At 63.0% G+C, this 19,717-nt stretch carries 15 protein-coding genes and 5 pseudogenes; 15 read left to right on the top strand and 5 right to left on the bottom strand.

The annotated features are described in order from the left end of the window. Positions 1–14 precede the first annotated feature (14 nt). The 3 genes from AC5WJ1_RS28335 to AC5WJ1_RS28325 form a co-directional block, all read right to left on the bottom strand. Positions 15–1,145: an acyl-CoA dehydrogenase family protein gene (locus AC5WJ1_RS28335; RefSeq protein ID WP_494477279.1), complete on the bottom strand. Its 1,131-nt coding sequence runs from the start codon at positions 1,143–1,145 to the stop codon at positions 15–17. Positions 1,146–1,197: 52 nt separating this feature from the next. After that, the gene (locus AC5WJ1_RS28330) at positions 1,198–2,784 is read right to left on the bottom strand and encodes an AMP-binding protein (protein WP_494477278.1); all 1,587 of its coding nucleotides are present in this window, start codon (positions 2,782–2,784) and stop codon (positions 1,198–1,200) included. A gap of 70 nt (positions 2,785–2,854) precedes the next feature. Next, a complete protein-coding gene (locus tag AC5WJ1_RS28325) occupies positions 2,855–3,685 on the bottom strand; it encodes an IclR family transcriptional regulator (protein WP_494477277.1) in 831 nt (276 codons plus the stop codon). Positions 3,686–3,774: 89 nt separating this feature from the next. On the opposite strand from AC5WJ1_RS28325, the gene AC5WJ1_RS28320 reads away from it, so the two are divergent. From AC5WJ1_RS28320 to AC5WJ1_RS28275, 10 genes and pseudogenes are all read left to right on the top strand, one after another. Beyond that, complete coding sequence (locus AC5WJ1_RS28320; RefSeq protein WP_494477276.1) at positions 3,775–4,986, top strand: acetyl-CoA C-acetyltransferase; 1,212 nt, start codon at positions 3,775–3,777, stop codon at positions 4,984–4,986. Between the two features lie 63 nt (positions 4,987–5,049). After that, positions 5,050–7,194: a 3-hydroxyacyl-CoA dehydrogenase NAD-binding domain-containing protein gene (locus tag AC5WJ1_RS28315; RefSeq protein WP_494477275.1), complete on the top strand. Its 2,145-nt coding sequence runs from the start codon at positions 5,050–5,052 to the stop codon at positions 7,192–7,194. Positions 7,195–7,222: 28 nt separating this feature from the next. Beyond that, complete coding sequence (locus AC5WJ1_RS28310; RefSeq protein ID WP_494477274.1) at positions 7,223–8,200, top strand: Bug family tripartite tricarboxylate transporter substrate binding protein; 978 nt, start codon at positions 7,223–7,225, stop codon at positions 8,198–8,200. A gap of 108 nt (positions 8,201–8,308) precedes the next feature. Then, complete coding sequence (locus AC5WJ1_RS28305) at positions 8,309–9,100, top strand: enoyl-CoA hydratase/isomerase family protein (RefSeq protein WP_494477273.1); 792 nt, start codon at positions 8,309–8,311, stop codon at positions 9,098–9,100. Between the two features lie 103 nt (positions 9,101–9,203). Beyond that, positions 9,204–10,118, top strand: coding sequence for a hydroxymethylglutaryl-CoA lyase (locus AC5WJ1_RS28300; protein ID WP_494477272.1), 915 nt, complete (start codon positions 9,204–9,206; stop codon positions 10,116–10,118). Between the two features lie 4 nt (positions 10,119–10,122). Beyond that, complete coding sequence (locus AC5WJ1_RS28295) at positions 10,123–10,827, top strand: hypothetical protein (RefSeq protein ID WP_494477271.1); 705 nt, start codon at positions 10,123–10,125, stop codon at positions 10,825–10,827. A gap of 46 nt (positions 10,828–10,873) precedes the next feature. After that, positions 10,874–11,560: a UPF0149 family protein gene (locus AC5WJ1_RS28290; RefSeq protein ID WP_494477270.1), complete on the top strand. Its 687-nt coding sequence runs from the start codon at positions 10,874–10,876 to the stop codon at positions 11,558–11,560. A gap of 186 nt (positions 11,561–11,746) precedes the next feature. Then, entirely contained in the window at positions 11,747–12,037 is a 291-nt protein-coding gene (locus AC5WJ1_RS28285) for an IS4/Tn5 family transposase DNA-binding protein (protein WP_494477269.1), read from the top strand. Between the two features lie 127 nt (positions 12,038–12,164). After that, a pseudogene (locus tag AC5WJ1_RS28280) lies at positions 12,165–13,609 on the top strand (enoyl-CoA hydratase/isomerase family protein). Positions 13,610–13,657: 48 nt separating this feature from the next. After that, a pseudogene (locus AC5WJ1_RS28275) lies at positions 13,658–14,268 on the top strand (3-hydroxyacyl-CoA dehydrogenase family protein); the annotation flags it as partial. Between the two features lie 405 nt (positions 14,269–14,673). On the opposite strand, the pseudogene AC5WJ1_RS28270 reads toward AC5WJ1_RS28275, so the two are convergent. Together AC5WJ1_RS28270 and AC5WJ1_RS28265 are read right to left on the bottom strand one after the other, a co-directional pair. Beyond that, positions 14,674–14,853 (bottom strand): annotated as a pseudogene (locus AC5WJ1_RS28270) (DDE-type integrase/transposase/recombinase); the annotation flags it as partial. A 392-nt stretch (positions 14,854–15,245) separates the two neighbouring features. Continuing rightward, entirely contained in the window at positions 15,246–15,479 is a 234-nt protein-coding gene (locus AC5WJ1_RS28265; protein ID WP_494477268.1) for a hypothetical protein, read from the bottom strand. A gap of 171 nt (positions 15,480–15,650) precedes the next feature. On the opposite strand from AC5WJ1_RS28265, the gene AC5WJ1_RS28260 reads away from it, so the two are divergent. The 5 genes and pseudogenes from AC5WJ1_RS28260 (at position 15,651) to AC5WJ1_RS28240 (ending at position 19,710) form a co-directional block, all read left to right on the top strand. Next, positions 15,651–16,343 carry an IS6 family transposase gene (locus tag AC5WJ1_RS28260; RefSeq protein ID WP_494477267.1) on the top strand — a complete coding sequence of 231 codons (693 nt, stop codon included), beginning with the start codon at positions 15,651–15,653 and terminating at the stop codon, positions 16,341–16,343. A gap of 213 nt (positions 16,344–16,556) precedes the next feature. Next, entirely contained in the window at positions 16,557–16,850 is a 294-nt protein-coding gene (locus tag AC5WJ1_RS28255) for a hypothetical protein (RefSeq protein ID WP_494477266.1), read from the top strand. A gap of 106 nt (positions 16,851–16,956) precedes the next feature. Further along, positions 16,957–17,174, top strand: a pseudogene (locus AC5WJ1_RS28250) (transposase); the annotation flags it as partial. Positions 17,175–17,618: 444 nt separating this feature from the next. Beyond that, positions 17,619–18,881 (top strand): annotated as a pseudogene (locus AC5WJ1_RS28245) (ShlB/FhaC/HecB family hemolysin secretion/activation protein); the annotation flags it as partial. A 151-nt stretch (positions 18,882–19,032) separates the two neighbouring features. Further along, on the top strand, positions 19,033–19,710 hold the full coding sequence (locus AC5WJ1_RS28240; protein ID WP_494477265.1) for a CsgG/HfaB family protein: 678 nt from the start codon (positions 19,033–19,035) through the stop codon (positions 19,708–19,710). Positions 19,711–19,717 lie beyond the last annotated feature (7 nt).

Raw genomic sequence — 19,717 nt, 5'->3', positions numbered from 1 at the left:
CCGGTGTTGCCAGATCACAGGCTGCGGCCGATGATTTCCTTCATGATCTCCGACGTGCCGCCATAGATCCGCTGCACGCGGCTGTCCACGAAGGCACGCGCGATTCCATACTCGCGCATGAAGCCGTAGCCACCGTGCAACTGCAGCAGTTCATCGACCGCCTGCCCCTGCGCCTCGGAGGCATACAGCTTGGCCATGGCCGCCATGTCGGTCGAGAGCTTCTTCTCGAAATGCAGTGCGATGCAGTGATCGACAAAAATGCGGCAGGCCACGGTCTTCGCCTTGATTTCCGCCAGCTTGAAGCGTGTGTTCTGCAGGTCGAACACTGGCTGCCCAAAGGCCTTGCGGCTCTTGGTATAGGCGATGGTGTCTTCCAGCATGGTCTCCATCACGATCGGGCTGCGCACCGCGATCATCAGCCGCTCCTGCGCGAGCTGGTGCATCAGGTAGCTGAAGCCCTTGCCTTCCCCGCCCAGCAGGTTCGCGACCGGCACGCGCACCTCGTCAAAGAAAAGCTCGGACGTGTCCTGCGCCTTCAGGCCGATCTTCTCCAGCAGCGGGCCCTTGGTAAAGCCAGGCGTGCCGGCTTCCACCACGATGAGGCTTATGCCGCGCGTGCCGGCGGCGGGATCGGTCTTGCACGCCACAATCACCAGGTCAGAATTGGAGCCATTGGTGATGAATGTTTTCTGGCCGTTGATGACATAGCTGTCACCGTCGCGCCGCGCGGTGGTACGCAGCGATTTCAGGTCGCTGCCAATGCCCGGCTCAGTCATGGCGATGGCACCGATCTTTTCGCCGCGCGCCATCGGCGGCAGCCAGCGTTCCTTCTGCGCCTCGGTGCCGTAGGCCAGGATGTAGGGCGCGACGATGTCCGAGTGCAGCGGAAAGCCAGGGCCAGTGGCCAGCACGCGCATCAGTTCCTCGATGACGACGATGGAATGCCCGAAGTCGCCGCCGCCACCACCGTACTGCTCGGGGATGGCGCACAGCAGCAGGCCTTCGCGGCCGGCCTTGAGCCAGGCCTCGCGGGGCACGCAGCCGGCCTTTTCCCATTCATGGTGGTTGGGCGCGATCTCGCGCTGGACGAATTTGCGAACCTGATCGCGGAACTGTTCGTGATCTTCGCGGAGGGCTGTGCGCATATTGGATGTCTCCTTGGAATGATGAAGGTCTGGATCGGTGCGACGAAACGCTTCAGTTGCCCGCCGCCGAGTCTGCCGCCGCGGCTGCGTACTGATTGATGAGCAGCCGCTTGTAAAGCTTGCCGTTTTCCAACCGCGGCAGCGTCGTGACGAAATCCACGCTGCGCGGACATTTGACGTGCGAGATGTGCTGACGGCAGAACTCCATTAGCGCCGCGGCCAGCTCCGGCGTGGGCTGCTGTGATGGCTGCAGTTCGACCACCGCCTTGACTGCTTCGCCGAACTCCGGATGTGGCACGCCGATGACGGCGACATCCGCCACGCCGGGGTAGGTGGCGAGCAGGTTCTCGATTTCCTGCGGGTAGATGTTGACCCCGCCTGACAGGATCAGGTCAGTCCGGCGCCCGGAGAGATACAGATAGCCGCCCTCATCCACGTGGCCGATATCGCCGAAGGTCGCGCAGCCCTGCGTATCGTAGGCTTCGGCGGTTTTCTGCGGATCGTTGTGGTAGGCAAAGCGCGGCGCGCCCGAGAACCAGATGCGGCCCTGCTGCCCCGCTGGCACCTGCTGGCCCGCCTCGTCCTTGATGTGGATCTTGCCCAGCAGTGCGGGTCCAACCGTTCCCGGCCTGCGCAGCCACTGCTCGCTGTCGACGCCAGTCAGACCGATGCCCTCGGAGCCGCCGTAGTACTCGTACCAGACCTTGCCCCACCAGTCGATCATGCGCTGCTTGACGTCTGGCGGGCACGGCGCGGCGGCATGGATCGCCACGCGCATGCTCGACAGGTCGGCCTGCGCACGCACTGCGTCGGGCAGTGCCAGCAGGCGGATCATCATGGTCGGCACCCACTGGCTGTGCGTGACGCGGTACTGCGCGATCAGCCGCAAGGCCTGTTCGGGGTCAAAGCGGCTCGACACGATGTTCTCGCCACCCCAGTCGATATTGCGCATCACGCTGCGCATCGGCGCCGCGTGATAGAGCGGCGCCATGGTCAGGTAGACGGTGTCGTGGCCGAAACCGAAGAATTCGCGCCAGACCACGGCATCATAGGCGTCGCGGAAGCGGTCGGCGAACGGCGCCAGCGGGCGCCGGATGCCCTTGGGCTTGCCGGTGGTGCCGGAGGAGTAGAGGAAGTCGCGTCCCACCGCGCGCTCAGGCAGCGGCGCGCCACTGTCGTAGCCGGCAAGCGCCTGGGCAAAGGACAGGAAGCCTGGCGCTTCGCCGTCGAGCAGGTATTTTTCGCCGGTCCAGCCGTCGCCGGCCTCCGTTGCCAGTTCGGCAGCCAGTTCTGCTGTCTTGCGCGTGGCGACCAGCAGCCTGGCGCCGCAGTCGCGCAGGATGTAGTCCACTTCCGCCGGATTCAGGTGCACGCTCACCGGCGTGTAGTAGAGCCCGGCACGCCGCGCGCCCCAGGCCAGCGCGAACATGGCCGGGTGGTTCTCCATCAGCAGGGCAATGCCCTCGCCCTCCTGCAGGCCGGCACCGATCAGCCATTGCGCGACCTGGTTGGCGCGCGCGTCGAGTTCCCCGTAGGTCAGGGCCAACGCCGCCTGCCCGTCGATGAGTCGCACGGCGGCTCTGTTCGGCTGGACCTGTGCCCAGTGGGCGAGCCGGTCCACGGTCTGTAGTGTCTCCATGTCTCCTCTCTCTTCTGTGTCCGGCACGCCTTGAAGGGCGCGATCGCCGTTAGTTCAATCAGGAATCCAGTCAGCTGTAGGTGGTGGCAGGAATACCCATCGCAGCTTCGATGCTGCGCGCCATCGTGGCCAGGCGCGGACCCACGTCATCCACCAGCTGGCCCGGCTGCAACTCGAAGCTCGGCACGGTGCAGGCGAACACATAGATCTCGTCTGGCGTGTTGGACCGCACCGGCACGGCAACGGTATCGAGCTGGCGCTGCAGGTCGCCCTGGCTGATGCAGAAGCCGCGTTCAGCCAGATCCCGGCGCGCGTCCGACATGCGATCGGCCAACCAAGCACCGTGCTCGGGATCGCTGGCGAGCATTGCGTCGATATAGCGCTGGCCCTGTTCCGGCGGCAGTGCCAAAAGGTAGGCCCGTCCCTTCGCCGTGCGCGACAGCGAGATATGACTGCCCATCGCCGGACGCACCGTCTCGCACTCCTTGGCCTGGGCCAGCTCGATGAAAACCAGGTCGAGCCCGGCGCCCAGCCCCAGCGAAACCTGTCCTCGCACGCGGTCGGCCAGTGCTTGCATGGGCCCGAAGGCCAACTGCCGGATGTGCACCCGCGCTAGCAGCGGCGATGCCAGGCGCGCCATTCCCGGCGCCGGCTGGAAGCGCCCGGTCAGCTCGTCATAGCGCAGCAGGCCAGCCTCGCACAGCGTGGCGGCCAGGCGGAACAAGGTCGGCCGCGGCAGCCCGGTGACAGCCATGAGGTCACGAGCATTCAGCTCCGGCGTCTCGGGACTGAAGGCCTGGAGGATGCCGATGCCGCGCGCCAGCGCACTATTTGCGGCGGTTCCACCACTTTCAACCTGCGAACCTTGCTGAATCTCTTGAATTTGAGTCTCTGGTTTCATTTTGACTCTCCTTTTTCTGAATTATGAACAAAAAGTTTGACTGCTGCAAATCTTTTCGAGACACTTATCTCACTTTTTGAGGAGACACGATGACCGACGCATTCATCTATGATGCCGTGCGCACCCCGCGCGGCAAGGGCAAGCCCGGCGCAGGCGCGCTGTATGAAATCAAGCCGATTGATCTTGTCGTCACATTACTGGAGGCGCTGCGCCAGCGCCACGACCTTGACCCGGCGCGCGTGGACGATCTCATCATGGGCATCAGCTCGGCCGTCGGTGACCAGGGTTCCTGCCTACCGCGCATCGCCGCGCTGTGCGCACCGGGCGGCTGGACCCAGGTGCCCGGCATGGCGCTGCAGCGCTTCTGCGGCGCGGGCCTGGAAGCGCTCAATATCGCCGCGGAGAAGGTCCGCTCGGGCTGGCACGACCTGATCGCCGCCGGCGGCGTGGAGTCGATGTCGCGCCTGGGCCTCGGCGCCTCCGGCGGTGCCTGGATCTATGACCCGGCCACGAGCCTGAAGATCGCTTATGTGCCGCAGGGATTCAGTGCCGACATGGTCGCCGCGCTGCATGGCTTTTGCCGCGAACAGCTCGACGAGTACGCCCTGCGCTCGCAGGCGCTCGCCGCCGCGGCCCGGCGCGAGGGGCATTTTGCGCGCTCGCTGGTGCCGGTGCGCGATGCCAGCGGGCTGGTGGTGCTGGACCATGACGAATACATTCGCGAAGAAACCACCGCAGCCTCGCTGGCGTCGCTCAAGCCGGCCTTTGGCGGCGCGGCCGGCGCGGCCAACGCCGTGGTAGCCCGCCAGCGCTATCCGGAACTCGACCATATCGATGCCGTGCACACCGCCGGCAACTCCTCGGGGATCGTCGATGGTGCCGGCCTGGTGCTGATCGGCAGCGAGCGCATCGGCCAGGAGCTTGGCCTGCGTCCGCGCGGGCGCATCCTTGGCACGGGCCTGGCGTCGGTGGAGGCCACGCTGATGCTGACCGGCCCGGTGCCGGCCACGCAGAAGGCGCTGGCCAAGGCCGGCCTGCGTGCCGACCAGATCGATCTGTTCGAGGTCAACGAAGCCTTTGCCGCGGTGCCGCTGCATTTTGCCAAGACACTCGGGGTGCCGCTGCAGAAGATCAACGTCAATGGCGGTTCCATCGCCATGGGCCATCCGATCGGCGCTACCGGCGCGATCATCGTCGGCACCCTGCTCGATGAACTGGAACGCCGGCAGCAACGCTACGGCGTGGCCACGCTGTGCGTGGCCGGTGGCATGGGCGTGGCCACGGTCATCGAACGCCTCTGAGCCCCCCAGAGATCCAGAACCACGCTCGCAGCCCATTCAGCCTGCCCAGCCGGAGACCCCAAGATGCAAGCCCCGATCCAGTACCACAAGTCCACCGACGGCATCGTCACCCTCACCTTCGACGCGCCGGAACAAAGCGTCAACACCATGTCCGACGCCATGCGGCAGTGCTTTGCCGACATGGTGACCCGCCTGGAAGCGGAGAAGGACGATATCGCCGGCGTCATCCTGACGTCCGCCAAGGAAACCTTCTTCGCCGGCGGCGACCTGAACCGCCTCTACAAGATGCAGCCCGCCGATGCGCAGCGGCTGTTCGAAGCCACTGAGCTCGGCAAGAATACCTTGCGCCGGCTCGAAACACTGGGCAAGCCGGTGGTGGCCGCGCTCAATGGCACCGCGCTGGGCGGTGGCTTCGAGATCGCACTGGCCTGCCACCATCGCATCGCGCTGGACAAGCCCAAGGTCCAGTTCGGCCTGCCCGAAGCCACGCTGGGCCTGATGCCCGGCGCCGGCGGCGTGGTACGCATGACCCGCCTGCTCGGGCTGGCGGCGAGCCAGCCTTACCTGCAGGACAGCAAGCTCATGTCCCCTGCCGAGGCCGTCAAGAGCGGGCTGGTCCACGCGCTGGCCGACTCGAAGCAGGCGCTGCTTGACGCCGCGTGCGCCTGGATCATCGGCCACCCCGCGAGCACCCAGCCCTGGGACGTCAAGGGCTACGTGCCGCCGGGCGGCTGGAACGATGCGGACGGCCCCAAGCGCTGGATCTCCACCGCCGCTGCCGCGGTACGAGCCAAGACCAAGGGCTGTTACCCGGCGCCGGAAGCGATCCTGTGCGCCTCGGTCGAAGGCATGCAGGTGGACTTCGACACCGCGAGCCGCATCGAATCGCGCTACTTCGTGCAGCTCGTCACCGGCAAGGTATCCAAGAACATCCTGCGCACCTTCTGGTTCCGTGCCAACGAGATCAAGTCGGGCGCGCAGCGTCCGCAAGGCATCCCCAAGGGCAAGGTTGGCGCGCTGGCCGTGCTGGGCGCGGGCATGATGGGTAAGGGCATCGCCTACGTGGCCGCTACGCGCGGCATCGACGTGTGGGTCAAGGACGCGACCCTGGCACAGGCCGCCGGCGCGCGCGATGCCGCCGACAAGCTGCTCGCCAAGCGCGAAGAGAAGGGCGAGATCGATGCCGCCCGTCGCCGTGAGATCGTGGAGCGCATCCGCCCGGTGGAGCGCTATGAAGACCTGTCACACGTCGACCTGATCATCGAAGCCGTGCCCGAGAGCCCTGCGCTGAAGGCCGAGATCACGCGGTCCGCGGAGCCGTTGTTGGCGGACCACGCGTTCTGGGCATCGAACACGTCCACGCTGCCGATCACGGGCCTGGCCGAGGCGTCCGGGCGCCCGGACCGTTTCATCGGCCTGCATTTCTTTTCGCCAGTGCACCGCATGCAGCTGGTGGAGGTGATCAAGGGCGAGCGCACGTCAAAGGAGACGCTGGCCCACGCGCTGGACTTCGTCATGCAGCTCGGCAAGACCCCGATCGTCGTCAACGACAGCCGGGGCTTCTTCACCAGCCGTGTGTTCAGCACCTTCACGCGCGAGGGCGTGGCGATGCTAGGTGAAGGCCAAGACCCGGCCGCAATCGAGGCGGCGGCCGCGTTTGCCGGTTTTCCCGTGGGACCGCTCGCGGTGCTGGACGAAGTCAGCCTGAGTCTCTCCTACAACAACAGGCTTGAGACGCTCGCAGCGCATGCAGCCGAAGGCCGCCCCCTTCCTGTGCACCCGGCAGATGCCGTGATGGCGCGCATGCTCGACGAATTCGGCCGCAAGGGGCGCGCGGCCGGCGGCGGCTTCTACGACTACCCGGCTGAGGGCGGCAAGGTGTTCTGGAGCGGACTGGAGCACCATTTCCTGCGTCCCGACGAGCAGTTCCCGCAGCAGGACAAGCAGGACCGGCTTCTCTTCTCCATGGCGCTGGAATCGGTGCGGATCCTGGAGGAAGGCGTGCTCGACAGTGCGGGCGACGGCGACATCGGCTCGGTGCTTGGCATTGGCTTTCCGCGCTGGACTGGAGGCGTGTTCCAGTTCCTCAACCAGTACGGCCTGGACAAGGCCGTGGCACGCGCCACGTACCTGGCTGAGCACTATGGCGAGCGCTTCGCACCCCCTCAACTGCTGAAGGACAAGGCAGCACGCGGTGAACAGTTCTGACCGTACGGAACATTGAAAGGAGACAACCATGCAACCCACTAAGACGCTCGCCACTGCCCTTGTTGCAGCCACTTTCGCCGGCGCCGCCGGCTCAGCCCTTGCCGCGGACTACCCGAGTCGACCGATCCGGCTGGTAGTGCCCTACGCCGCCGGCGGCACCATCGACCTGATGGCGCGCATGCTCGGACCGAAGCTGCACGCCGCATTGGGCCAGCCGGTGGTGGTGGAAAACCGCCCCGGCGGCGGCACCACCATCGGCGCCGCTTCCGTGGCGCGGGCCGACGCCGATGGCTATACCCTGTTCCTTGGCTCCAATGCGGCCTTCACCATCAGCCCGCAAGTGATGTCGAACGTGCAGTACGACCCGCTGCGCAGTTTCGCGTCCATCGGCACGCTGGCGTCGTTTCCGAACCTGATCCTCGTCGCCCCGCAGTCGCCGTACAAGACGGTGGCCGATGTGGTGCAGGCCGCGCGCAAGTCGCCGGGCAAGATCAGCTACGCATCGTTCGGGGTGGGCAGTACCGCGCAGCTGTCGGGCGAGGCGATCAAGGTGGTCTCCGGCGCTGACATCATCGAAGTGCCCTACAAGAGCGGCGCGCAGTGCGTGCAGGCGCTGCTGTCCGGCGAAGTCACGTTTGCCTTCGACACCGCCATCGGCTCGGTACAACGCGTGAAGTCGGGCCAGCTGCGCGCGCTGGCGGTTACGTCGTCGAGCCGCCTGCCCGACCTGCCACAGGTGCCCGGCATCACTGAAGCGGGCTATCCGTCGGCCGACGTGATCGCCTGGGTAGGCCTGTTCGCGCCGGCAGCCACGCCGCCCGCGGCGCGCACTGTGCTGAGCAACGCGGTGCGCAAGCTGATGGACGATCCCGAGGTGAAGCGCCAGTTCGCCAACCTGGGGGTGCAGGCCAGCTACCTGGATGGCGATGCCACCATGCAGAAGATGCGCAGCGAATACGTGCGCTTCGGCAAGCTGGTGGAGCAGGCCAAGATCCGCGCGAATTGAGTGGACCAGCCAATGCACTGACCCTAGTCTTGCCTAAAGCGATCGATGGCTGAGTTCCGTCTGTCACGGAGCTCAGCCCTGACGCTCCAGCCTGACCTCGAAATCACGATGAGCTATACGACCCTCTCCCTCGCCCGCGAAGGCCATCTCGCACGCGTCACCTTGAATCGCCCCGACGTCCGCAACGCCTTCAACGACACCCTAATCGCCGAGCTGACCAGCGCATTCAACGCCCTGTCAGAAGCCGAGGACATTCGCGTCGTTGTCCTGGCAGCCAATGGCACCGCGTTCTGCGCAGGGGCCGACCTGAACTGGATGAAGCGGATGGCAGACTACTCGCGCGAAGAGAACTTCGACGATGCCAGGCAGCTTGCGCGAATGCTTCATGCCATCTGGGCTTGCCAGAAGCCGGTCATCGCTGCGGTCCAGGGTGACACGTACGCGGGCGGCATGGGGCTGGTCGCCGCCTGCGACATCGCGGTTGCGGCGAATCACGCAAACTTCTGCCTGTCCGAAGCGCGCATCGGCCTGATACCCGCCACCATCGGGCCGTACGTGATCCGTGCCATGGGCGAGCAGGCGGCGCGCCGCTACTTCGTCACCGCCGAGCGATTCGATGCGCTGCATGCGCTTCAGCTCGGTTTCGTGCACGAAGTTGTAGCAACTGAGGCGCTGGAAATGAAGGTTGCCGAGATCGCAAGAACGCTTGCCGCAAACAGCCCCGCGGCCGTGCGCGAAAGCAAGCGCCTGGTCCAGAACATCTCCGGCCGCCCGGTTAGCCTCGATCTCATCAACGAAACCGCGGACATGATCGCCACGGTCCGCTCCAGCCCGGAGGGACGCGAAGGTGTGCGCGCCTTCCTCGAGAAGCGCAAACCCTCCTGGCTTGCGGTCGCCTGAATCATTGCCCGGATCGGCAAGCGCAACCGCGGTCCGGGTGCTTCAACTACGGAGCGTATCCATGCAACGCCCCCCTTCCCCACGCCTCCCAGCCGGCCTTCCCATGCGCGTCAAAGTGGTCGAGGTCGGCCCGCGGGACGGCCTGCAGAATGAACGGCCGTACATACCGGCCAGCATCAAGGTTGATCTCATCAACCGCCTTGCACGCAGCGGGCTGACCGCGATTGAAAGCGCGTCCTTCGTCTCGCCAAAATGGGTCCCCCAAATGGCAGACGGGCACGAAGTCATGCAGGGCATCGACCGTGTCCGAGGCACGACGTACTCCGCCCTCACGCCAAATATGAAGGGTTTCGAAAGTGCGATGCTGGCCGGGGCCGATGAAGTCGTCATTTTCGGCGCTGCCAGTGAGGCCTTCTCGCACCGGAACATCAACTGCTCGATCGCGGAGTCCATCCAGCGCTTTGAGCCAGTGGCCAACGCGGCCAAGGCAGCGGGCATGCGCCTGCGGGCCAGCGTCTCCTGCGCATTGGGTTGTCCATACCAGGGAGAGGTTCGCCCTGATTCCGTGCGGAATGTCGTGGCCCGTTTCGCGGACCTGGGCTGCGATGAAATCGACATTGCCGACACCATTGGCGTGGGTACGCCGGGGCGAGTTCAGGAAGTCATGGACGCAGCTGCCAGCGCATTCCGGCTAGACAGGCTCGCGGGCCATTTCCATGACACGTATGGCCAGGCACTCGCGAACATTCTCGCCAGCCTGGAGGTCGGCGTCAGTGCATTCCATTCCTCCGTCGCGGGGCTTGGTGGCTGCCCGTATGCCGCCGGCGCGACAGGCAACGTCGCCACCGAGGACTTGCTCTTTCTCCTGCACGGCCTGGGTATCGAAACCGGAGTTAACCTCGACGCAGTCGTGGACGCGGGAGCATTCATATCCGGGGCATTGGGACGGCAAGGCGCATCGCGCGTCGCAAACGCCTTGCTGGCCAAGCGTGCCAACCTGTGCAGCAACGCAGACTGAACCCATGAACTGGCATAGTCGCGCTGGCATGGGGCTGCTAGGCAGTTCCTGCAATCGTCAAGACGACGCGGAGAGCGGCCAGGCTGCCGGCGTTCCCAATCGCTGCGTGGTGCTCTCTGCATACACACATAGGGAAGTTGTCTTGCGCCAGCTTTCCTTTCCCTATGCGGTCTCGGTCGACCTGGAGCGGCAAATAGCGTGGTGCAACGACCGCTCGGCGTCAAGAACACTGCGGCCTGGCCGCCCTGCAACCGTGCCATCGCTCACCCGGTTCGACTTGCATCTTTCGGCGAATGCCAGCGTACGCCTCCAGGTCCAGGCTGGGGATGTGAAAGTTTCGTCGCACCAGACCAGCAAGCCAATGACCCACACGCTCGCCCGTCGCGTCTTCCTCCAGCCAGGTCGGAACTGGACGCGGCATGAGTTTGCATCGCTGCTGCGCCTGTCTACCGGCGACTTGTCACGTCTGTTGTTCTCTGAAGGGGAATGCATGCGGGATACCGTCCGGTCAAGCCGCCTTTGCAGGCTTCTGGTGGACCTTCCGGATCTCCCGAAACTCGACACCCGGCTCTCCGAAGCTTACGGCTTCCAATATCAGTACCTTCTTGAAGAGGCCGTGTATGAATCCTTCGGTGTCACGCTGCCAACCCTGACAGCGTTGGTCCGACAAAACAGCAACGTCATCCCCTGGCACCGTCCGAACAAGTAGCGACCGCATCCAGAGATGGCTGGAAAAAACCGTAGAGTCCGATTCGATGAACCAGATATCCAGCCAACCGCCTACCCTTGAGGAACTTGCTCGCCTTGCCACATTTCTTGACGCCATCGGAGCCATGAATATCGAAATGCTCGATGGCTACTTCACAGCATTGATCTGCGGTCCGGACAAGGTGCTCCCGGGCGAGTCTTTGCCGAAAGTGTGGAGTGACAAGTATTTGGTTGACACAGATGAGCAGGCCTCAGCCATCCTTGGGCTGATGATACGTCACTGGAATGCGATCGCAGCGAATCTGCAAAGCTCACTGGAGTCCGCCGACGCGTATCTGCCGGTCCTCATCGAACGTGTCGATGGTGTCGCGCCCGGCAACGATTGGGCACACGGGTTCATTCAGGGCGTACAAACATGCCCGGAAAGCTGGAGTCCCCTGTTCTATGACGAGGATCACTGCGGCCTGATTGCCGCGATCATGATCCTGCATTACGAACACGACCCGAATCCAAAGATGCGGTCTCCAGGCATCCCTGCCGAAAAGCGCGACGAGTTGCTGAGACTGATGATCCATGCAGTCCCGCTGATCTACCGCTATTTCGAGCCGTATAGACAGGCGCCGAAATCCAGGCTGCAACGCGGCTCGCCAGAAGGATTGGATGAGCCGTGTCCGTGCGGTAGCGGCCGTGATCTAGAGCATTGCTGTCTCGGCCCGACGCGCACATTGCATTAATTAGCGATACCGAGTGAAAGCAGATACGGACGCTGTTTTTCAAACAAGCGCCCGTTGAGGGCATCCCCTTATACAGAAGTAGGACCGTCTCGGCAGCGTGGCATGGAGCCTGAGGCCGCGGAATTTTCGAGGTAAGGGGTTGTTAACTTCGCCAGACTCGCGTTTACTCTCGGATTTTGGGCAGCAATGGGCAACGAGTCGGGGGCATGGGTGGACGAGGAATTTGAGAGTCTGGATCTTGGCGATCCGCGGCGGGATCGGCGGGCCAAGGAATTGCTCAAGCGGTTTGCGGCCCTGCCTACGGCGAGCATTCCCGGTGCGTGCGATGACTGGTCGCAAACCATTGCGGCGTATCGGTTTCTCGGCAATGAGCAGATCGATTGGCGGGACGTGATGCAGCCGCATTGGGAGCGCACGGCGGAAAGAGTCGCGCAGTTTCCGGTGGTGCTGTGCGTCGCTGATTCGACCGAGTTGTAACGCGGTGCACCGCGTTACAACTCAAATGCGGTGTGAATTTTAATGCTTAGTAGCTCGGCGAAATCGACGTAGGTGGACCGGATCTTAAGGCATTTCGAGTGCCACCTATCCAGCGTTGCTCCGCATAATGTTGACGTCCTTCTGGCCACTCGACCGGAGACATCCACTCAAGGAGGACGTCATGCTGAGTCAGTACTTCAAATCACCATCGCACGTTCAACGGCTTCTCTCTCGTCCCGGTAACTCGCTGCTTGAAGGTTATTCGCAGTACCTACAGCAACGCGGCTACGCAAAGATTTCCGTCTGTACCCATATCACTGCGGCATCGCATTTCTTGTATTGGTCGGGCGGAGAAGGTATAACGCCCCTTGAACTTGATGAATTGGCTCTTGATCGCTTCGCCGAGCATTTGAGCCGATGCCAATGCCAAGGCTTCGGCAATCGGCGCGCAGTTGTCTCGTTGTGTGGTGCGCGTATGTTCCTGATGCACCAAGGTAGAATCAGCCCCCACCCAATTGGGCTTGCCGCCCTTGCGGCTGATCTGAAATCCGTTCAGTTCTCCGCATTCTGCCAATGGATGCGGCAGCAGCGTGGAACTAGCGATGCGACTTTGTACAACTACGGCATTGTGTGTCACGGCGATGTCTGGGTAATGGAGATTGCCAACCCACCGGTTAATGCCGGATCCTGGGCCGTTCGCAAGGGGTTGGTGGACGCAGTGGCCGTACTGGAGGCGCGTCCCGACCTGCGCGCGGGCGTCATCATTGGCGCGGGATCGACGTTTGTTGCCGGGTCTGATATCCGGGAGTTCAACCAGCCCCTGTCCTTCCCGTCGATGGCGCAGGTAATCGAGGCCATTCGTGCGTGCAGCAAGCCTGTCGTTTCGGCCATTCATGGCTTTGCTTTTGGCGGTGGCTTCGAGCTGGCCTGGGTTGCGATGCACGGGTTGCAATGGTTGGCACGCAAGTGGGCTTGCCCGAAGTGACACTTGGCATTCTGCCCGCAGCAGGTGGCACGCAGCGCCTGCCGCGACGTGTCGGGCTGGCGCGTGCCATCCGCATGATTTGCACGGGGGAACGCATCACCACGGAACAGGCATATAAGGCGGGTCTTATTGACCGAATGGTGGAGGCCGATCTCTTGCACCACGCCGTTGAGCTGGCGCGCGCGTTGAACGGGGAGAGGCGGGATCTGCTCGACGAGCCTGTGCCACGGGAGGAGGAGGAGGCGGTCGCCGCCGCGGAGGAATTTGCGTTGCGTGTGGGGAAGAGTCGCCCAGCGGTTCGTGCGGCGATCGAGTCGATCAAGAGCGCGGCGCGGCTGCACAAAGTGGCTGGCATGGTTGCCGAGCGGGCGTTCTTTGATCAATTGCAGCTGTCGGACGACGCCGTCGCACTGCGGTACCAGTTCTTCGCGGAACGGGAGGCTGTCAAGCTGCCACCTGAGGTTCGGGTCGCGCCTCGAGCCGTGCAGGCATTGGCAGTGATCGGGGCTGGAACCATGGGCGGCGGTATCGCCATCAGTGCGCTCGAAGCGGACCTTGACGTTTTCCTGCTGGAGCAGGATGCATGAGCCCTCGAGCGTGGCGTACAGCGCATTCAATCGTACTTCAAGGGCCGCGTGGCGGACGCAAAGATGCCGGAAGCCGAGGGGGCCGCGCGGCTGGCCCGGCTGACCGCGACGCTGGACTGGAGCCTGCTGGCGTCGGCAGATGTCATCATCGAAGCCGTCTTTGAGGAACTGGCGATCAAGCAGGAAGTCTTCCGAAGAATCGATGCGCTCGCCAGGTCCGGAGCGGTGTTGGCGACCAACACGTCGTATCTGGATGTTGATGCGATCGGCGCCGTGACACACCGACCGCAGGACGTGCTGGGGCTTCACTTCTTCAGCCCGGCCAACGTCATGAAGCTCCTTGAGGTAGTGCGGGGGTCCCATACCGCACCGGACGCCCTGGCAACGGCTATGGCCATGGGCAAGCGACTGCGCAAGACACCAGTCCTGTGCGGCAACGCTTTCGGCTTTATCGGTAACCGTATTTACAACGCCTATCGCAACCAATGCGAATACATGCTGGAAGATGGCGCCTGGCCCGAAGAGGTCGATCACGCTCTGGAATTTTTTGGCTTTGCGAGGGACCCTTCTCGGTGGCCGATCTTGCCGGTCTCGACATCGCCTGGCGCATGCGCAAGGCTCAGGCGGCGAGCCGTGACCCTCGTGTGCGGTATGTCGATATTGTTGACCAGTTATGCGAGGGGGGGCGGTTCGGCCGCAAGGCTGGAGCGGGCTATTACTTGCATGACGCTGGCAAGCCGGCCGGGAAGACCAGTGACGCGGTGGTGCGGGACATCATTGAACGGGCGTCGGTCCGACGTGGGCTAACGCGACGGTCGCGGAGCACGGAAGAGATCCAGCGCCGTGCGCTGCTGGCGATGGTCAATGAAGCAGCCTTGCTGATGCGAGAGGGCGTTGCGAGCCGTGCCAGTGACATTGATGTCGTTCTTGCGCAGGGCTATGGATTTCCTCGCTGGGCTGGCGGGCCTGTGTTCTGGGCGCGAAGGCACGACCAGGCTTCCCTGCAGGCAGACCTGCGGCGCCTGGCGGAGTCTTCCGGATATGGTTTCGAGCTTGGCGACCTGTCAATGGCCTTTGGCGATCATATGCATGAGCTCAATGCCGCCCAGCAAGATGCGGGCGCAGCGGAAGTCCTTGAAGCCAAGCATTGGTCGAGTCTGGCGCTTGATGGCCCGATGCTCCTGCTCGACGATGTTGTTCAGATACTTGACCTGGCGAATGGCGATGGGCGTTTCGAGCGAAGCACGCAACAGATGCCGTTTCAGCGCGAAGTGCTGCCGGATCGGGCCGAAGTTCGACAGGAACGCCTGGGTGCGCTTCGGGTCGCGGAATCCACGCATGCGCCGCTCGCGTTCACGGGTCGGCTGGTGGCTGTTCTTGGCGCGATTGTTCACGCAAGGCTAACCGCGCTTGGGTCCAGTATGGGGTGGCCGCCAATGAGAAGGCACCTTTGGAATGGCGAAGTGTTGAGCACGGGACCGCCGCAAGCCGAGCTACGGCCTTGTGCTTCGTATCAGGGAAGACGACACCGCCGCCGAAGCAGTCGTGTCCCGTGGGCCGCTCTTTTCGCGGCCCACGGTCGGATCCTGCAAGACGTCCGTACCTGGATGGCTGCGCCTGCAGTGAGAGGCGTGGATCAGGCGCCGTCCGTAAAGGTGTCGCGCGTTCCAACGGCGTGGCTGCCGTCACTGAACGGGTCGCGCGTACCCATCGCATGAGCGCCATCAGTGAAGGAATCGCGCTGCGAGGTCACGCCGGCGTTTGCCATGCCGGCCACGCCGCCGAGCGTTGCAATAGTCAGTGCTACAAGAGCGGTTCTCTTCAATGTACGCATTTTTCTTCTCCTTGATGATTCGATGATTGGCTCCATGAGCCTTCCAACACAGTGTAGAAAGCGGTACCCTACCGAGCCGTGACACCGACATGACAAAGCGGTCATCTTGGCACTGTCACTTGTCGCTAGCAAGACAAGGCGGTTTTGTCGCAATAAGCCTCCGGTAGAATGAGCCGGTATCGAACTCAAGCAAGGTTGGCAGTGGTGATGAACGCGGCGATTGCGAAGGTATTGAAGCGCCTGCACTATCCGCTGGAGGTGATGCTGACCTGCGTGCGCTGGTATGTCGCCTATCCGCTGAGCCTACGTCATCTCGAGGAGATGATGGCCGAGCGTGGCATCTCGGTTGACCATTCGACCGTGCACCGCTGGGCGCTCAAATTGCTGCCAGCGTTGAACAAGATCTTCCGCCGGCACAAGCGACCGGTGGGCAAGAGCTGGCGCATGGACGAGACCTACATCCAGGTACGCGGTCAGTGGAAATACCTGTACCGGGCGGTCGACAAGGCGGGCCATACCATCGACTTCCTGCTGCGCGCCCAGCGTGACAAGGCCGCAGCACGGCGGTTTTTCGAGAAGGCCATCGCGCAGCACGGCCAGCCTGACACGGTGACCATCGACGGCAGCCCGGCCAACCTGGCGGCGCTGCACGACCTCAACGCCGAACGGGAAACGCCCATCGCCATTTGCCAGGTCAAGTACCTGAACAACGCCGTCGAGCAGGACCATCGGGCCATCAAGCGCCAGACTCGACCCATGCTTGGCTTCAAGGACTTCCGCTGCGCCCGCATCTTGCTGGGCGGCATTGAGCTCATGCATATGATCGCCAAAGGCCAAATGCAGTGCCACGAAGGGAGCAATCCGTCGGCTGCAGAGCAATTCTATTCCCTGGCAGCATAAGTCAGTTTTCCCCTCAGGAGTCTTCTCGTCTTCGCTCCCTTACAGCGACAGAGCCGTCCCGACATCATTTGGTGTGGTGATGATGCGGCACTGTCACGTTGGCCCTGCGATCGGATTATCAGCTTGAGAAAGGTTCAGATCCACGTGGCCGCCGCGGTCCTACACTAAAGATAACGCGGCGGCGCCCGCACAACTTGAAAAGGACATTACTTCATGAAGACCCTGGCCCAAAGCCGTAACCTCGCTGTTTATGCACTTTTCGCCATCGGCCTTTCGCTGGCCGGCACGGTCGTCCACGCTGCCACGCCGGTCGGCCAGGTTGACCCGTACACCGACGGCGCCAAGATGGGCAAGGCGGATCCGTTCACCGATGGTGCACGCGCTGTCCCGGATGCCCGTGACCCGTTCACCGATGGTGCACGCGGTGTCCAGGATGCCCGTGACCCGTTCACTGATGGCGCACGTAGTGTCCAGGACGCGCGCGAGCCGTTCTCCGATGGCGCCTGATCGCCTGCATGGCCAAGGCGGCCTCCTGCCGTGATTTCATGCGATGGCCCTGCAATCGGATTATCAGCTTGATAAAGGTTCAGACCCACGTGGCCGCCGCGGGGCACTGTCACGTTTGCTGATCGCCGTCGAACGGGCCAAGACCCAGATCCGGGAACGGGTCGAGCATCCGTTCCACGTCATTAAGAATCTCTTCGGTCATCTCAGGTTTGCTACAAGGGCCTGGTCAAGAACACGGCGCAGTTGTTCAGCCTGTTTGGTCTGGCGAATCTGGTGCTCCCCAGGAAGCTGTTGTTGGCCTCTCAGGGGAGCAATCCGTCTTGAGCGCGCAAAGCGCGCCTGAAATGGCGCGAAATGAGCGAAAAGCGTGGCGTAGCTGGGTGGTTTCTCGCTCTTTGTAAAAAACCAAAGCTAAAGCCGTTGGCAGCGTCATACGAAGACCTCGTTGAACAGCGAATCCCTTGCGGGGTATCGGCCATTTGAGGAGTCTGAATGGCGCAAGACAAAGAGAACCTACAAGGAGGATGGGGAGAATCCAAGAAATGATGGTTCCTCGTAAAGAATCGAGCGATTGCGACTCATGTGTCAAGTTTTTCCAGGGCCTTTGTTATTGATCCGGATTGGTCCATTTAGCAGCGGAACATTGAAACTGCGGTGACCGAATGAAAACCAAAATTGGTTCGCCACCATGCCTCGCTGATACGAGGCAGATTGCTCGCCACGCCCACCAGCTAGTCATTCTAGCGGGTCGGTTCTCCCAAGTATTGAATGAGAACAGAAATCTGGTTCGCTACCATGCGGCCGATATCGCCGGCATGCGCGTGGCTTCAGACTCCCTTCGCGCTTAGGTCAGTTCTTCGCCTTGCCCAGGCTGCGGTGCTCTCCAATACCGAACAGGACCAGCGCACCCGCCAGCAGCAGGAAGGGCGCGAAGGTGCCTAAACGGTGCGGGCTTCGGCCGCGCGCGCCGCGGAAGTCGGGCCGGTGGATTCCCGGCGCTGCCCACGGAGGCCCCATGCTTTCGCATCGAGCGGTTCGTCCTGTCCGACCGATTTGCCGGAGGCCGCCAAGGCACGGGGCGCTTCGCCCTTGCCGCAAGACCCATTCGCCCTTGCCCGTGTGTGGCTTGACCGCCACCGGGGCGCGTGTGTCGGCAAGCAAGGGGTGGATCTGTTCGCCAAGAGCGTGTCGCAGCGATTCTGAATCGTGGCTATGTCACTTCGCGAGTGCTGATGCCCGAGCTGGCGCTGAGCACCGGCACGCTGCGCCTGGCGCTGATTCCCGGTGTGATCGGCAAACTGCGATTCGCCGAACCTGACCTGTGAGGCACCTGGAAGTCAGCCTTCCCGGGCCGCTCCGGCGACCTGCGGAAACTGCGCGACCTCGAGCAGGCGCTGGAGCAGATGAAGCGCGTGGCAAGCCACGATGTGGGCATGCAGATTGTGGCGACCAGCATGCCGGGGCAGAGTGATGTGGTGATCTCGGTCAGGCGGAGCAAGCGCTGGACCGTGGTGGCCTCGGTGGACAATTCGGGCACGCGCGCCACGGGCAAGTGGCAAGGGAACCTGAGCGTGGGCATCGACAACCCGCTGGGTCTGAACGATCTGTTCAACGTCGGCTATAGCCAGGACCTGGCTTTGCCAACAAGGAGCAGGGTACGCGTGGCTGGAATGGCTACTACTCGGTGCCGTGGGGTTACTGGAAGGCGACCCTGTCGGCCTACTCGAACCACTATTTCCAGCAGATCGCCGGGGTAAACCAGACGTTCGTTTCCAGCGGCGGATCCGAACCGCCGACCTGAAGCTGCACCGGGTGCTCAGCCGCAGCCAGAACGACGTGTTCGGCATGCAGTTCCGTCTTACGCGGCGCTTCGGCAAGAGTTTCATCGAGGACACCGAGGTCGTGCAGCAGCGCCGCAACAACACGATCGTCGAGGTGGGCATTACTGACCGCCACTACTTCGGCACCGCTCAGTTTGACGGCACGCTGACCTACCGGCAGGGGGTGAGCGAGTTCGGTGCGCAGGACGATGTGAGCCTCGGGCGACTGTTGACGCCGCCGTGACAGGCGGACTGCAGGTGGTCTATCAGTACTGAAGTTACCTGGCGGATCAGGCCCGCCCGGTCCAACGAGAGCGAATCGGTCCGGGATGTCCCGTTCCCCCAACGCAAGGAGAAATCGAATGAAGAGGATGAGGATTGGCTACCTGCTCGGCCTGGCTGCGGCCTTTGGGCTGGCCGGGTGCGCTACCGAGACGTCGACTGCCCTACCGGTGCAGAAGGTGGAAAGTGCCAGCCGGCCATATAACGGTGTGCGTACACCCATCGCCGTCGGCAAATTCGACAACCGCTCGAACTACATGCGCGGCGTGTTCTCGGACGGTATCGACCGCTTGAGCGGCCAGGCCAAGACCAGCCTGGTCAGGCACCTCCAGCAGACCAACCGCTTCAATGTCCTTGAGCGTGAAAACCTGGACGAAATCAAGCGCGAGGCGACCATCAAGAACCAGGCCCAGCGCCTGAAGGGCGCAGACTATGTGGTAACGGGCGACATCACCGAGTTCGGTCGCAAGGAAGTCGGCGATGTGCAGCTGTTCGGCATTCTTGGCCGCGGCCGAGAGCAGGTGGCGTACGCGAAGGTCAACCTGAACATCGTGAATATCAACAGCTCGGAGGTCGTGTACTCGACCCAGGGCGCCGGCGAGTACAAATTGTCGAACCGGGAGGTGATCGGTTTCGGTGGCACAGCAAGCTATGACTCGACGCTCAATGGCAAGGTGATGGACCTGGCCATGCGCGAGGCAGTGAACAACCTGGTCAAAGCCATCGACACTGGCGCCTGGAAGCCGGGCCAGCAATGATTCCTTT

The sequence above is a fragment of the Cupriavidus sp. MEYA8 genome (assembly GCF_059278825.1).
Note: the sequence above shows the minus strand (reverse complement) of the source record. Positions and strands in the feature narration are given on the sequence as shown.